We start from the raw sequence: 15,899 nt of genomic DNA on the forward strand, positions 1-15,899 counted from the left end.
GCGCCTAAAGACGCTGGCTTTCACTTTGTTCAAGCCTTATTGCATTTGACTCGTCACAACCCTCTCAAAGAGGCATATGTACTACTTGCCACTATCCCTAAAGGGATCTTCATATTCTTTTACACTCAACTTATCTAAAGCAATATTTTTTCGCTCTTGTTCCTGAATGTATTTTTTTATTGTGGCTTCATTGAGGCCAACTGTACTAACATAATAGACCTCTGCCCAAAAATGTCGATTTCCAAACTTATATTTCAGATTTGCGTGTTTATCGAACATCATTAGAGCGCTTTTATCTTTTAAATATCCCATGAAACTTGAAATACTAATTCTAGGTGGAATACTTACCAACATATGAACATGATCTGGCATTAAATGGCCCTCGATAATCTCAACACCTTTATAACTACATAATCTATGGAATATTTCTCCCAAACTACTTCGATATTGATTATAAATGACTTTTCGTCTATACTTAGGGGTGAACACAATGTGATAGAACACATCCACTTTGTGTGTGATAAACTATGTGCCTTTTGTGCCATATTTTTCTCCTTTCGCTTTACAATTGGCTTGAACACCTTTATTGTATCGCGTTTGGAGTTTTTTTGGTATAACCTTCGACGCGCACCCGCATAGCGGGTGGTTCTTTTGTCTCACACCTAACGGAGCGAGACGGACTGAAAGTCACATAATACAAAAAAAGAGGGAAGACCCTCTTTTTGTTTAAGCATTATTTTATTCGCTTACTTCAACAGTTTCAACGACTTTTTCTACAGTCGTATCAACTGGAGCTTCTTCTTGTGAAGATGCTAGGTAAGACTCTTCATTAACAGCTTGTGGTTCAAGATTGCGGTAACGAGCCATACCAGTACCTGCTGGGATAATCTTACCGATGATAACATTTTCCTTAAGTCCAAGGAGATGATCTTTCTTACCACGGATAGCCGCATCTGTAAGGACACGTGTTGTTTCCTGGAAGGAAGCTGCTGACAAGAAGCTATTTGTTTCAAGTGAGGCTTTGGTAATTCCCATAAGGACTGGGCGACCAGTCGCTGGAACACCACCTGCGATAAGGACATCTTTGTTGGCATCTGTAAAGTCGTTGATATCCAAAAGTGTACCCATGAGAAGGTCTGTATCACCTGGATCCATGACACGAACTTTACGGATCATTTGACGAACCATAACCTCGATGTGTTTGTCGCCGATTTCTACCCCTTGGCTACGGTAAACTTTTTGTACTTCACCAAGAAGATAAGTTTCAACTGACAAGACATCACGTACAGCAAGGAGATGTTTTGGTTGGATAGAACCTTCTGTTAAGGCTGCACCACGAGAGACTTGATCTCCAACTTGGACACGCATACGAGCTGTGAATGGTACTACATATTCGCCTTCACCAGTTTCACCCTTAACAAAGACTTTCTTAGTGCGAGTTGAAGCATCTTCTTCGATTGCAGTAACTTGTCCTTTGACTTCTGTGATAACCGCTTCCCCTTTAGGATTGCGGGCTTCAAAGATTTCTTGGACACGAGGAAGACCTTGCGTGATATCGGTATTTGAGGCAACACCACCCGTGTGGAAGGTACGCATTGTAAGCTGTGTACCAGGTTCCCCGATAGATTGGGCAGCGATTGTACCAACTGCTTCACCCACTTCAACCGCATCACCAGTCGCCAAGTTGATACCATAACAGTGACGGCAGACACCGTGACGAGTGTTACATGTAAATACAGAGCGGATAGTGACTTCTTCCACACCAGCATTGACAATTTCACGCGCCTTGTCTTCTGTAATCAATTCGTCTGGGCCGATGATGACTTCACCAGTTTCTGGATGGCGAACCGTTTTCTTAGTGTAACGACCATTGAGGCGCTCTTCAAGAGACTCAATCATCTCTTTACCTTCTGTGATAGAGCGGATCAAGAGACCACGGTCAGTTCCACAGTCATCCTCACGAATGATAACGTCTTGGGCAACGTCAACCAAACGACGAGTCAAGTAACCTGAATCGGCAGTCTTCAAGGCCGTATCGGTCATCCCTTTACGAGCACCGTGAGTTGAGAAGAACATTTCGAGTACTGACAAACCTTCGCGGAAGTTTGAAAGGATTGGCAATTCCATGATACGACCGTTCGGAGCTGCCATCAAACCACGCATACCGGCAAGTTGTGAGAAGTTTGAGATATTACCACGGGCTCCAGAGTCCATCATCATAACGATTGGGTTCTTCGGATCTTGGTTGGCAACCAAACGTTTTTCAAGTTTTTCACGAGCTGCACGCCATTCAGCTGTAACAGCATTATAACGTTCATCGTCTGTGATCATACCACGACGGAATTGTTTAGTGATTTGTTCCACACGTTTGTGTGATTCTTCGATGATTTCAGCCTTGTCTTCAACAACTGGGATATCCGCAATACCCACTGTCAATCCAGCAAGTGTTGATTGATGGTAACCTAAGTTCTTCAAACGGTCAAGGAAGGCTGAAGTTTCTGTTGTACGGAAACGTTTGAAAATCTCAGCGATGATATTTCCAAGGTTTTTCTTCTTGAATGGTGGATTGATTTCCAACGCGCTAATAGCTTCATGGATATTTCCACCTAGTGGCAAGAAGTACTTATCCGAAACGCCTTCTGTCAAGTTAGCGTTTGTTGGTTCTTGCAAGTATGGTAGGCCTTCTGGCATGATATCGTTGAAGAGGATTTTACCAACAGTTGTCAGCAAGATTTTGTGTTTTTGATCTTCTGCCCATGGTTTATTCAAACTATCAGTCGTAATACCAACACGTGAGTGTAGATGCACATAACCATTGCGATATGCCATAACAGCTTCGTCACGGTCCTTAAAGACCATGCCTTCACCTTCACGACCAGCTTCTTCCATGGTCAAGTAATAGTTCCCCAAAACCATATCCTGAGATGGTGTAACGACTGGTTTTCCATCTTTTGGATTCAAGATGTGTTCAGCAGCCAACATCAAGATACGAGCTTCCGCCTGTGCTTCTTCTGAAAGAGGCACGTGGATGGCCATTTGGTCCCCGTCAAAGTCGGCATTATAGGCTTCACAGGCTAGTGGATGCAAGCGAAGAGCTTTACCGTCGATCAAGACAGGTTCAAAGGCTTGAATCCCCAAACGGTGAAGGGTCGGTGCGCGGTTCAAAAGCACTGGGTGTTCTTTAATGACTTCTTCCAAGATATCCCAGATACGTTCGTCTCCACGTTCTACCAAGCGTTTAGCTGCCTTAACGTTTTGCACGATATCACGAGCTACGATTTCACGCATAACAAACGGTTTAAAGAGCTCGATTGCCATTTCGCGTGGCACACCACATTGGTACATCTTAAGAGTTGGACCAACGGCAATAACAGAACGCCCTGAGAAGTCAACACGTTTACCGAGCAAGTTTTGACGGAAACGTCCTTGTTTCCCTTTGAGCATGTGGCTCAATGATTTGAGTGGACGACTACCAGGTCCAGTGATTGGACGACCACGACGGCCATTGTCAATCAAAGCGTCAACCGCTTCTTGAAGCATACGCTTCTCATTTTGAACGATGATACCTGGTGCATTTAACTCAAGCAAACGAGCCAAACGATTGTTACGATTAATCACACGACGGTAAAGGTCGTTCAAGTCAGATGAGGCAAAACGCCCACCATCCAACTGCAACATTGGACGAAGATCTGGTGGAATAACTGGCAAGATGTTAAGAACCATCCATTCAGGTTTGTTTCCAGATTTGTAAAAGGCATCCAAAACATCCAAACGACGGATGGCTTTGATACGTTTTTGTCCAGTTGCTGTCTTCAATTCTTCTTTAAGCTCAGCAATTTCTTTTTCAAGATCTACTTGTTTCAAGAGGTCTTGGATAGCTTCGGCACCCATTTTAGCAACGAACGATCCATAGCCATATTCACGCAAGCGCTCACGGTATTCACGCTCTGTCATGATTGATTTGTGCTCAAGTGGTGTATCCTTCGGATCGATCACCACATAAGCTGCAAAGTAGATAACTTCCTCAAGTGCACGAGGACTCATATCAAGGGTCAAGCCCATACGGCTTGGAATCCCCTTGAAATACCAGATATGAGATACAGGAGCTTTCAACTCGATGTGTCCCATACGTTCGCGACGAACTTTTGTACGCGTTACTTCAACACCACAACGGTCACAAACAATCCCTCTGTAACGAATGCGTTTGTATTTACCACAAGCACATTCCCAGTCTTTTGTAGGACCAAAGATGACTTCGTCAAATAGTCCTTCACGTTCTGGTTTCAACGTACGGTAATTGATTGTTTCAGGTTTTTTGACTTCTCCATAAGACCATGAACGGACTTTGCTTGGAGAAGCTAGTGTGATTTGCATACTTTTAAAACGATTTACGTCAACCACTATTTCTTCCCTTTCTATTCTAAGTGAGCTACTTATTCTTGTTCAGTAGCTTCTTCTGTTGCTTCCGCTTTTGCACCTTCTTCAGCTTCAAAAGCAGCTTTTGCTTCTTCAGCAGCTTTTTTACGTGCTTTTTCAAGGTCATCTACGTGGATGACATCTTCGTCCATGCCTTCGTCAAGATCACGAAGTTCAACTTCTTGATCATCTTCGTCAAGAACACGCATGTCAAGACCAAGTGATTGCAATTCTTTAACAAGAACTCGGAAGGATTCTGGAACACCTGGTTTTGGAATTGGTTTTCCTTTTGTAATAGCTTCATAGGCTTTCAAACGTCCGTTGATATCGTCAGACTTGTAAGTCAAGATTTCTTGAAGGACATTTGAGGCACCATAGGCTTCAAGCGCCCAAACCTCCATCTCACCGAAACGTTGTCCACCAAACTGAGCCTTACCTCCGAGTGGTTGTTGCGTAACTGTTGAGTATGGTCCGACAGAACGAGCGTGCAATTTATCATCAACCATGTGGTGGAGTTTGATCATGTACATGACACCAACTGACACACGGTTATCAAATGGTTCACCAGTACGTCCATCGTAAAGGATAGTCTTAGCATCGCTATCCATGCCTGCTTCCTTAACAGTTGACCAAAGATCTTCTGAACTTGCTCCGTCAAAGACCGGTGTTGCAATGTGGATACCAAGAGTACGAGCTGCCATACCAAGGTGAAGCTCCATAACCTGACCGATATTCATACGTGATGGTACCCCAAGTGGGTTCAACATGATATCGACTGGAGTTCCATCTGGAAGGTAAGGCATGTCCTCTACAGGAACGATACGAGAGACAACCCCTTTGTTTCCGTGACGTCCGGCCATCTTATCTCCGACCTTAATCTTACGTTTTTGAGCGATGTAAACACGAACCAGCATGTTAACGCCTGATTGCAGTTCATCACCGTTTGCACGTGTAAAGATCTTAACATCACGAACGACACCATCGGCACCGTGGGGTACGCGAAGGGAAGTATCACGAACTTCACGAGATTTGTCTCCGAAGATAGCGTGCAAGAGACGTTCTTCAGCTGAAAGGTCTTTTTCACCCTTAGGTGTTACTTTACCTACAAGGATATCCCCTTCTTTAACCTCAGCACCGATACGGATAATACCCATTTCGTCAAGGTCTTTAAGGGCATCTTCACCAACGTTTGGAATTTCACGAGTGATTTCTTCAGGCCCAAGCTTTGTATCGCGTGTTTCTGATTCGTATTCTTCAAGGTGGACAGATGTATAAACATCGTCTTTAACCAAGCGTTCGCTCATGATAACGGCATCCTCGAAGTTGTAACCCTCCCATGTCATGTAGGCAACGATTGGGTTTTGTCCAAGCGCCATTTCTCCATTTTCCATAGAAGGTCCATCTGCGATAAAGTCGCCTTTTTCTACAACATCACCAACTTTAACAAGCGTACGTTGGTTGTAGGCAGTACCTGAGTTTGAACGACGGAATTTTTGGATGTGGTAAACATCCAATGAGCCATCTTCACGACGAACTTCTACCTTGTCAGCATCTGCATAGGTAACCTTACCACCATGTTGTGCAATAACTGCAGCTCCTGAATCATGAGCTGCTTGGTATTCCATACCAGTACCCACGTAAGGTGCTTTGGGATCAATCAATGGCACAGCCTGACGTTGCATGTTGGCACCCATAAGGGCACGGTTGGAGTCATCGTTTTCCAAGAAAGGAATACATGCTGTCGCAACGGCAACTACCTGCTTAGGAGAAACGTCCATGTAATCAACACTTGATGCTGGATATTCTTGGTTAATCCCTTGGTGACGTCCCATGACAACTTTTTCAGCAAAAGTTCCATCTGCGTTCAATTTAGAGTTAGCCTGCGCTACTGTGAACTCATCTTCTTCATCGGCTGTCAACCAAACGATTTCGTTGGTTACTTTTCCAGTTGCACGGTCAACCTTACGATATGGTGTTTGAATGAAACCATACTTGTTGAGGTGCCCGTATGAAGACAAGTTGTTGATCAAACCGATGTTTGGCCCTTCAGGTGTTTCAATCGGACACATACGTCCATAGTGAGTGTAGTGCACGTCACGCACTTCATATCCAGCGCGGTCACGTGTCAAACCACCAGGTCCTAAGGCAGACAAACGACGTTTGTGTGACAACTCAGAAAGTGGGTTATGTTGGTCCATGAACTGTGACAATTGAGAAGAACCAAAGAATTCTTTGATTGCTGCAGTTACTGGACGGATATTGATAATTTGTTGTGGTGTTAGTACTTCGTTATCTTGAACAGACATACGTTCACGAACGTTACGTTCCATACGTGAAAGTCCAAGACGCACTTGGTTGGCAAGCAATTCACCAACAGCACGGATACGACGATTTCCGAGGTGGTCGATATCGTCCACACGACCAATACCTTCTGCTAAGTTGAGGAAGTAACTCATCTCAGCCAAGATATCTGCAGGTGTTACAATACGAACTTTATCATCTGGATTTGCATTACCGATGATTGTTACAACACGGTCTGGATCAGTTGGTGCAACAACCTTGAATTTTTGAAGAACAACTGGCTCTGTTACTACAGCAGCATCATTTGGAATGTAGACAATCTTGTTCAAGTCGCCATCCAAATGGCTTTCAATGCTTTCAATCACACTACGAGTCATGATTGTACCAGCTTCTACCAAGATTTCTCCAGTTTCAGGATCTACCAATGGTTCAGCAATAGTTTGGTTGAGCAAACGTGTTTTAACATTGAGTTTTTTATTGATCTTGTAACGACCAACTGCGGCCAAGTCATAACGACGTGGGTCAAAGAAACGAGCTACAAGTAAGCTACGTGAGCTTTCAGCAGTCTTAGGCTCACCTGGACGAAGGCGTTCGTAGATTTCCTTCAAAGCTTCGTCTGTACGAGAGTCCATTGGATTCTTGTGAATATCTTTTTCAACAGTGTTACGAACAAGATCGCTGTCACCAAAGATATCAAAGATTTCATCATCGCCTGAGAAACCAAGCGCACGAACTAAGGTCGTAAATGGAATCTTACGAGTACGGTCGATACGAGTGTAGGCAATATCTTTTGAGTCGCTTTCAAGTTCCAACCAAGCTCCACGGTTAGGGATAACAGTTGAACCGTAGCCCACTTTACCATTTTTGTCTACCTTGTCATTAAAGTAAACACCTGGAGAACGCACCAACTGTGATACGATGATTCGTTCACCACCGTTGATGATGAAAGTCCCCATCTCAGTCATGATTGGGAAATCACCAAAGAATACTTCCTGGGTTTTAATTTCGCCAGTTTCTTTGTTAATCAAGCGGAAGGTTACAAAGATAGGTGCTGAGTAGCTGGCATCATGGATACGAGCTTCTTCAAGCGTATATTTAGGTTCTTTGATTTCGTAGCCAACAAATTCCAACTCCATTGTGTCTGTGAAGTTTGAAATTGGCAATACATCTTCAAACACTTCCTTCAGACCATGGTCTAGGAAATCTTTGAATGAATCAGTTTGAATTTCAATCAAATTTGGTAAGTCAAGAACTTCTTTGATTCTTGAAAAACTACGACGGGTACGATGTTTCCCGTATTGAACGTCATGTCCTGCCAAGATGATTCTCCTTTTTAAATAAAGTTCCAAGCTTAGTGATCTAAGCTAGTAATTATCGTTAGAGGGTTCTAAAAACCCTATCAACTTATCCCCCTCGACTAATTTTCAGAATTTTTAAATCTTTGTTACAAACACTAGAAAACCTGAAAAAAAGCACAAAAAGAGCAGCTAAATCTGACTTTTGTAAGAAGATTTAACTGCTGTGAGCCTTGCCTGGACAATATTTCAGACAAAACCTACGACAAATGATTATTCATATTATACCTAATTTTCTTTGATTTTTCAAGGGTTTTGAACGATTTTTTTGCTTGTAATATTGATGGGGCCTGTTTTCAGAAAAGGTAATGTTCTAGACAAGTAGTTGTTGAATAAATAAGACAGGTTCTATTCATGAACCTACCGACCAACAAAAAAATTCTCTCTTTAGTTTGTAAGTTGGCATCTTCTATACCGAAAAAGAATCAAACGACTTACTGAAAAAGATACAATACTAATCAATTCAATTTGCTTGACAAAAGATTGACTTCATGGTTTAATATACCCCACAAGGGTATATTTGGAGGTGCCTATGTTTCACTTATTATTTACAAAAATTGACAGTATTTCTACTAGCGAATTAGAAGCTAAACTCAAGGAACCAATTCAGCTACTGGATGTGCGGACGCCTACGGAATTCCGTAGAGGCCATATCAAAAACGCCAAGAATGTTCCTCTAACCGAAATCGGAGCTTACACACCTACGACAAATGAAACACTTTATGTCATTTGTCATTCTGGTGTTCGAAGCAAGATGGCTGCTAAAAAGCTCAAGAAAAAAGGCTATGATGTTATCAACGTCCGAGGTGGTATGAGCGCTTGGACAGGCAAGATCATATAGAACTAAAGGGAGAAAATTAATGAAAATTATCATTATTGGAGGAGTTGCAGGCGGTATGTCTGCAGCAACCCGTCTCAGACGTCTCAGAGAAGACGCTGAAATCACTATTTTTGAGAAAGGTCCCTTTGTTTCCTTTGCAAACTGCGGACTTCCTTACTATGTTTCAGGAGAAATTTCTAAGCGGGAAGATTTGTTAGTCCAAACCCCTGAAAGTCTCAAGGCACGCTTTAATCTCGATGTGCGTCCTTTCCATGAGGTCATCAGTATTTCGCCAGCAGAGCATACTGTGACTGTTCGCCATGATGGACAAGAATTCACAGAAAGCTATGACAAACTGATCCTCTCTCCAGGAGCTAAACCATTTATTCCTACCATTGAAGGCTTAGCAGAAGCTAAAAATACCTTCACGCTGCGCAATGTTCCCGATCTCGATGAAATTATGGCGGCCTTGGACAATCATCCAAAAGAAGCTGTCGTTATCGGTGCAGGCTTTATCGGGCTTGAAATGGCTGAAAATCTGGCGAAACGGGGATTGCAAGTTACCATCGTGGAGAAAGCACCTCATGTCTTGCCACCATTAGATCAAGAAATGGCAGCCTTTGTCCAAGCAGAATTACTGGCAAACGGTGTCCGTGTCATCACTTCCCAGTCTGCAACTCGATTTGAAGACCAAGGAAAAGTCATCGTTCTCGAAAACGGTCAAAAGATCACTTCTGACCTCACCATCCTTTCTGTCGGTGTTGAACCGGAAAACGGTCTGGCCAAAGCTGCGGGAATTGAACTGGGACTTCGCGGTGGGATCTTGGTCGATGAACATTACGAAACCAGTCAAAAAGATATTTTTGCAGTCGGAGATGCCATCGTCATCAAGCAAGAAATCACAGGCCAAGACGCTCTCATCTCTCTCGCTTCTCCTGCCAATCGTCAGGGTCGCCAAGTGGCGGACGTCATCGCAGGACTCGGTCGTACAAACAAGGGCAGCATCGGCACTGCTATCGTTCGTACCTTTGATATGACAGCCGCTTCGACTGGTCTCAGCGAACGTATCCTTCGCATGAATCAACTCCCTTACAAGGCACTTCATGTCAGTGGAAAAGATCACGCTGGTTATTATCCAGGCGCTACTGATATGACCTTGAAACTCCTCTTTGACCCAACCACTGGAAAAATCTACGGTGCCCAAGGTGTTGGGAAGAAAGGTGTTGACAAGCGAATCGATATCCTAGCAACTGCTATCAAGGGAAATCTCACCGTCTTTGACTTACCAGAGTTAGAGTTTACCTATGCGCCACCATTTGGCTCTGCCAAGGATCCCGTCAATATGCTGGGCTACGCAGCCTTGAATCTTATCGAAGGTCTCAGCGACAATATTCAATGGTACCAGCTCGAAGACGAACTGGCTACTGGTAAGAAATTCTTAGATGTACGGACAAGTGGCGAATTCCAGAGTGGTCGACTCAGAGTCGATACCATCCACATCCCCCTAAACGAACTACGGGAACGCTTGGACGAACTGGACAAGAACCAAGCCTACATCGTTAGCTGCCACAGCGGTTTACGTAGCTATATCGCAGAGCGTATCCTCAAGCAAGCAGGATTTACCGTCCAAAACCTTGACGGCGCTTATTCACTATACAAAATGGCTAACCCAGAAGGAGTAGAATATGGTAACTAATATCAGCATGGCTGACTTTTATGAAAAATATCAAAATGAAAATCTAAATCTTATCGATGTCCGTGAAGTACATGAATTCCAAGCAGGACATGCACCAGGTGCAAAAAATCTTCCGTTAAGTACCTTGGAGCAAGGCTACAAAGAACTCAAACCGGACCATGAATACCATGTCATTTGTCAAGGTGGAGTGCGCTCCGCCTCTGCCTGTCAATTTCTCAGTGCCCAAGGTCTCACCGTTACCAATGTAGAAGGTGGCATGAATGCTTGGCCTGGTGATGTTGAATAAATAAAATTCAAAAAGAGCAATTGGTCTAATTTCAAGAAAACCAACTGCTCTTTTAATCATTTGTTCACTATTTAGGAGAAACGTTTGTTTTTTATTACTTGCGTTTAATCAAGTATTGAACAGCTTTTTCTAAACGTTCCTTCTGTGCTTGAGGATCCTCTAGTGGGTCGTTAATACAAGCTGTTAAATTCTCCGTTATCATCAGTTCAATAATACGATCAACACTGGATCGCACTGCTGTTAATTGAGTAATGATATCGACACAATCACGCTCTTCCTCCATCATTTTTTGGATACCCCGCAATTGACCCTCTGAGCGTTTGAGGCGTGTAATGTACTTTGATTTTGTCATATCTTTATCCTTAAACGATTTTTCTACATTATATCTCTAATACAGACCTTTGTCAAAAGGAGCACTTATCTTAAAGATAAAACCTCCTAGTTCTCCACTCTGACTCTCGTAACAATACCGTCTTTATCTGTAACGGAAAATTCAGAAGAGGAAATCCATTGAAGTTGCCCTTGCCTATCCTGTGCTTGCGTAAACAAATTGACCAAAAACTCCTTGTTCTCAACTTCAACCACATAGTAGGCAAGACCTGGCATGCCTTGCTCACGAGGGGCTAAGTTTTTACCTCCCCATTCATTGACAGCCAAATGATGATGATAGTCACCTGATGCGATCCAACTGGCATGTGGAATCGTGAATTTATCCTCAAGATTTAGCGACTCTTGATAGAATGCACTAGATTCACGACTATTTTTAACGGATAAATGAACATGCCCCATACGAGTACCACTAGCAATGGCAAAAGGTTCTATTTCTTTTCCCAGTTCATAGATATCTTGGGCAGACAGCTCTTCTGTCACACCAATAATTCGCCCGTCCTCACGAATATCCCATTCTACCACAGGCTTGTCTCTATAGAGCTCAATGCCATTGCCCTCTAAATCTTCTAAATAGATGGCCTCACTATAGCCATGATCAGCTCCACCAACTAGCGGAATCTTTAAGTCTAACAAGTGTTTAAAGACATTTGCCAAATCTTCTCGACTCGGCAAAAGAAGAGCCATATGATAAAGATCGTAACTTTGCTTAGGATTGCTTGTATCTTCTGTTTGGATAAGCTTCACCAGTGGTTTTCCTCCAGCACCTAGAAGAACTTCTTTTTCCGATTGATTCAAAATCTCCAAACCAAGTAATTGGTGATAAAAAGCAGTCTGACTGGCTAAATCTCTAACATTTAAAGCCACCTCTGCCAAATGAATGCGACTATTGTATTGGTAAACCATAGAAAAATCCTCCCTTTGTTGTAACTGTTTTTGTTACAGATATTATACTCCCTTCTCAGCCAATGTCAATCCAGATGCTCAATGCTGATAAAACAAGAAAAATCCTCCCCATGTAGGAAGGATTGTTTCGTTTTAATGAGCTAGCATTTCTTGGGCAATTTCCTGACCAGATAAGTTATCTGGATAATAGGTTGGCCAGTTGTCCATCTCTTCAAAGAGGGCTTCTTGGCTAGTGCCTCCAAAGAAGATATGGAAATGTTCTGCCTTGACTGGGGCAATATTATGGTCGCTAAACTGAACATACTTAAATTGTCCAGCGTTTGCATCTGTCGCTTCAAAGAGGTAGCGAACACCTCGATTGCCTTTCTTATAAGTCAAGATTTTCTTGCCAACATACTTGTAAGTATATTTCTTACTTTGGTCGCCTTGGATAAATTCCATGGTGTTATCCGTAATGTTAATCTTGGTCACATCTGTTTGGTAGCCCTTTTGATAGTAGGCCTTATACTCATCCTTGGTCATCTTGCCAGTCAATTTAGCCTTGTAGTCAAAGACTTGATCAAGAGTACCATTTTCAAGGAAAGGATAAACAGACTGCCAGTTACCAGTATAGTCACTCAAGGTGCGATCCTTAACACCTGCATCCTCAAAGTAACCATTTTGAACTGTTTTAGTTTCCTCAGCTTTTTCTGGCTCAATTTCTGCCCCTACCTGGTCAGTTGTTTGCTTGAGAGCCTTGAGATTTTTCTCCATGATAGAGATATAGTTCTCGCCGTCCTTCATATCCTCTTCGGTCAAGCTTTCAAGAGGATTCAGAACATCTAACTTAACTCCTGTTTCTTTTGAAAGAGTATTAGCTAGAGCTTGTGAGGCATTTTCTTCAAAGTAGATATAAGAGATCTTATTCTTCTTGATATATTCGGTCAATTCTGCCAAGCGGCTTGCTGACGGCTCCGCATCGGGTGAAAGTCCTGAGATAGAGACTTGATTGAGTCCATAGTCTAAGGCTAGATAACGAAAGGCAGCGTGCTGAGTCACAAAACTCTTTTGTTTAGCGCTAGAAAGTCCTTCAGTATAGACCTTGTCCAGAGCTTGTAATTTCTCGATATAGGCAGCTGCATTTTGCTCAAAGGTTGCTTTTTTATCAGGATAGTCAGCTGATAAACTGTCACGGATGTGCTCTACAAGCTTAATGGCACGCGCAGGAGACAACCAGACGTGAGGATCATACTCGTGATGATGACCTTCTTCACCATGGTCATGGTCCTCCTCTTCTTCACTTCCTGGAAGAAGCAACATATCTCCAGTCGCCTTGATTGTTTTTACTTTTTTCGCATCTAGGGAATCTAACAATTTGGGAACCCAAGTTTCCATGTTTTCGTTCTCATACACAAAGGCGTCGGCGTCTTGGATTTTAGCGACTGCCTTAGGAGATGGTTCATAATCATGTGGTTCTGTCCCTGCCCCAATCAAGAGCTCGACATTGGCTGTGTCCCCTGCTACTTGCTTGGTAAATTCGTAGACAGGGTAGAAAGTTGTAACGATGTTTAATTTACCGTCTGCCTGTTTTTGATTGGAACAAGCCACTAAGAATACCGTCACAAGACTTGCCAAAAGTAGGCCTAATTTTTTCATTTTTTCTCCTATTTGATAAAACGTTTGAGTAAGCTGACTAATAAAAAGACAACTACAAAGATAAGGGTGATACTTGCACTCGGTGGTGTCTCTGCATAATAGGAAATATAGAGTCCCGCAACCATGCCCAGAAAGCCAATGGCGCTAGCAAGAATCATCACCGAACTAAAGTTCTTCCCTAAACGCAAAGCAATACTAGCTGGCAAAACCATGATGGTTGATACCAAAAGTGCCCCTGCAGCGGGAATCATAAGAGCAATAGCTACACCCGTCACCATGTTAAAGAGGATAGACATGGTACGTACAGGTAAACCATCTACAAAAGCTGTGTCCTCGTCAAAAGTTAAGATGTACATGGGTCTTAAAAAGAGGAAGGTCAAGATTAAAACAACCGCTGCAATGACAAAGAGCCCAATTACCTGCTCTTGACTAATAGTCACAATAGAACCAAAAAGGTATTGGTCCAGACTCATAGAACTAGAGCTCTTACCCTTACTCATAACAATAAGTGAAACTGCAAGTCCTGTAGACATGAGAATGGCTGTCCCAATCTCCATAAAGCTTTTATAAACCGTGCGGAGATACTCAAGGAAAACCGCCGCAATCAAAACAATCACAATGGTTGAGATGGTTGGAGAAATTCCCAAAACCAAACCAAAGGCAACCCCTGAAAGGGAGACGTGACTCAGTGTATCACTCATAAGACTCTGGCGACGCAAGATAAGGAAGGTCCCCAGAACTGGTGAAAAGAGACTCATAGCAATAACCGCTAAAAAGGCTCGTTGCATAAAATCATAAGAAAATAGATTAAGCATGGTCCACCTCCTGATCACTTTCATGGACATTGAAGCAACGCCATGGGGAATCTTGGTCACGAACAAGGTGGATATTGCGATCTGCGTAATCCTTGACTTCTTCAGGATCGTGGGTAATCATCAAAACAGCCTTGCCATGATGGTGGGCACTGTGGTGCATGAGTTCATAAAACTCATCCTTGGTTCCCGCATCCATCCCTGTCGTCGGCTCATCCAAGATAAAGATATCAGGATCTGAAGCAAACATACGTGCGATAACAGCCCTTTGCTTTTGCCCGCCAGAAAGGGAACCAATCCTTTTATCCCGATGTTCCCACATGCCAACTGAGTTTAAACTAGCCTTGATGTGTTCTTCATCATGGGCATTCAAACGACGGAACCAGCCCTTTCTTGGGTAGCGACCTGATTTGACAAATTCATAAACAGTACTTGGAAAGCCTGCATTGAAACTAGCAATTTGCTGAGGAAGATAGGCAATTCTTAATTTTTTCCCATGAATATTTGTCTTTGAGATGGTTACTTTCCCAATTCTCGGTTGTAAAATACCTAGACTAGCTTTGATAAGAGTAGTCTTTGCCGCTCCATTTTCTCCTGTCAGTGTGACAAATTCCCCACTATCAACACTGTAATTGATATGCTCAAGCACAGGTTCCTTGTCATAATAGAAGGACAAATCCTCTACTGTGATGTATCTCATTACTTGATTTCTCCTACTAAAGCAGTTAAAAACCGCTGGATAATTTTTTGTTCGTTTGGTGTGAACTGAGTGGCAACCTGCTCATAAGTCGAGAGGGTATGCTCATGATGATGGTGGTGTTCCTCAGCAATTGGTCGTGCCAAGTCTGTCAATTGATAGAAGATAACGCGAGCATCCTTGGGATCCTTAGATGTCTCCAACATCCCCTCCTTGACCAAGGATTTGATAGCCTTGGTAACGGCAGCTTGACTGACATTGAGACGACGCGCCAACTCAGAGTTGGTTAGCGACTCCTCTGATAAAAGCATGAGAATATGCTCCTGGGTATTCGTCAAAGCCACATCACTCGTGCAATGGCCAATCAAAATTTCATGCTGATTTTCAGCTTTTAAAATAATCTCGTTTAAAAATTGATCGATATCTTTTGCTAACTGTCTCATGATTTGCTCCTTTCTCAGAACGGAATTTCTATAAATACAAGGTTTTCATACTCTTCAAAAATCAAATTCAAACCACGTCAGCTTCGTCTTGGCGTACTCAAGTACAGCCTGCGTCTCGCTTCCTAGTTTGCTCTTTGATTTTTAT

The 15,899-nt window shown here is 42.9% G+C and carries 11 protein-coding genes and 1 pseudogene; 3 read left to right on the plus strand and 9 right to left on the minus strand.

Going from position 1 to position 15,899, the window contains the following annotated elements:
* Window positions 1-81: 81 nt before the first annotated feature.
* The 3 genes and pseudogenes from tnpA to rpoB all read right to left on the minus strand — a co-directional run bounded on the left by tnpA (window position 82) and on the right by rpoB (window position 8,036).
* Window positions 82-545 (minus strand): annotated as a pseudogene (tnpA, locus tag O3633_RS05240) (IS200/IS605 family transposase).
* A 193-nt stretch (window positions 546-738) separates the two neighbouring features.
* On the minus strand, window positions 739-4,401 hold the full coding sequence (gene rpoC / locus O3633_RS05245) for a DNA-directed RNA polymerase subunit beta' (RefSeq protein ID WP_371620637.1): 3,663 nt from the start codon (window positions 4,399-4,401) through the stop codon (window positions 739-741).
* 32 nt (window positions 4,402-4,433) lie between these two features.
* Window positions 4,434-8,036, minus strand: coding sequence for a DNA-directed RNA polymerase subunit beta (rpoB, locus tag O3633_RS05250; RefSeq protein WP_371620638.1), 3,603 nt, complete (start codon window positions 8,034-8,036; stop codon window positions 4,434-4,436).
* A gap of 568 nt (window positions 8,037-8,604) precedes the next feature.
* On the opposite strand from rpoB, the gene O3633_RS05255 reads away from it, so the two are divergent.
* The 3 genes from O3633_RS05255 to O3633_RS05265 are packed head-to-tail and all read left to right on the plus strand — an operon-like array spanning window position 8,605 to window position 10,874.
* A complete protein-coding gene (locus tag O3633_RS05255) occupies window positions 8,605-8,913 on the plus strand; it encodes a rhodanese-like domain-containing protein (protein WP_371620639.1) in 309 nt (102 codons plus the stop codon).
* Between the two features lie 19 nt (window positions 8,914-8,932).
* Window positions 8,933-10,588: an FAD-dependent oxidoreductase gene (locus O3633_RS05260; protein ID WP_371620640.1), complete on the plus strand. Its 1,656-nt coding sequence runs from the start codon at window positions 8,933-8,935 to the stop codon at window positions 10,586-10,588.
* Entirely contained in the window at window positions 10,578-10,874 is a 297-nt protein-coding gene (locus O3633_RS05265; RefSeq protein WP_049531234.1) for a rhodanese-like domain-containing protein, read from the plus strand. Before O3633_RS05260 ends, O3633_RS05265 begins: the two co-directional genes overlap by 11 nt.
* Before the next feature lie 94 nt (window positions 10,875-10,968).
* On the opposite strand, the gene O3633_RS05270 is transcribed toward O3633_RS05265, so the two are convergent.
* From O3633_RS05270 to adcR, 6 genes are all read right to left on the minus strand, one after another.
* On the minus strand, window positions 10,969-11,226 hold the full coding sequence (locus O3633_RS05270; protein ID WP_049531233.1) for a metal-sensitive transcriptional regulator: 258 nt from the start codon (window positions 11,224-11,226) through the stop codon (window positions 10,969-10,971).
* An 86-nt stretch (window positions 11,227-11,312) separates the two neighbouring features.
* Window positions 11,313-12,167 carry a VOC family protein gene (locus O3633_RS05275; RefSeq protein WP_371620641.1) on the minus strand — a complete coding sequence of 285 codons (855 nt, stop codon included), beginning with the start codon at window positions 12,165-12,167 and terminating at the stop codon, window positions 11,313-11,315.
* Between the two features lie 132 nt (window positions 12,168-12,299).
* Window positions 12,300-13,802: a zinc ABC transporter substrate-binding protein AdcA gene (locus O3633_RS05280; RefSeq protein ID WP_371620642.1), complete on the minus strand. Its 1,503-nt coding sequence runs from the start codon at window positions 13,800-13,802 to the stop codon at window positions 12,300-12,302.
* Window positions 13,803-13,810: 8 nt separating this feature from the next.
* Window positions 13,811-14,617 (minus strand): metal ABC transporter permease, encoded by an 807-nt coding sequence (locus O3633_RS05285; protein WP_049504346.1) that lies wholly within the window; start codon window positions 14,615-14,617, stop codon window positions 13,811-13,813.
* Window positions 14,610-15,314, minus strand: a complete 705-nt coding sequence (locus tag O3633_RS05290; RefSeq protein WP_371620643.1) for a metal ABC transporter ATP-binding protein — start codon at window positions 15,312-15,314, stop codon at window positions 14,610-14,612. Before O3633_RS05290 ends, O3633_RS05285 begins: the two co-directional genes overlap by 8 nt.
* Entirely contained in the window at window positions 15,314-15,754 is a 441-nt protein-coding gene (gene adcR, locus O3633_RS05295) for a zinc-dependent transcriptional regulator AdcR (RefSeq protein ID WP_049548547.1), read from the minus strand. The genes O3633_RS05290 and adcR overlap by 1 nt, the downstream gene beginning before the upstream one ends.
* Window positions 15,755-15,899: the final 145 nt, after the last annotated feature.

This window comes from Streptococcus sp. 27098_8_22 (assembly GCF_041432415.1).
GTDB lineage: Bacteria > Bacillota > Bacilli > Lactobacillales > Streptococcaceae > Streptococcus > Streptococcus pseudopneumoniae_M.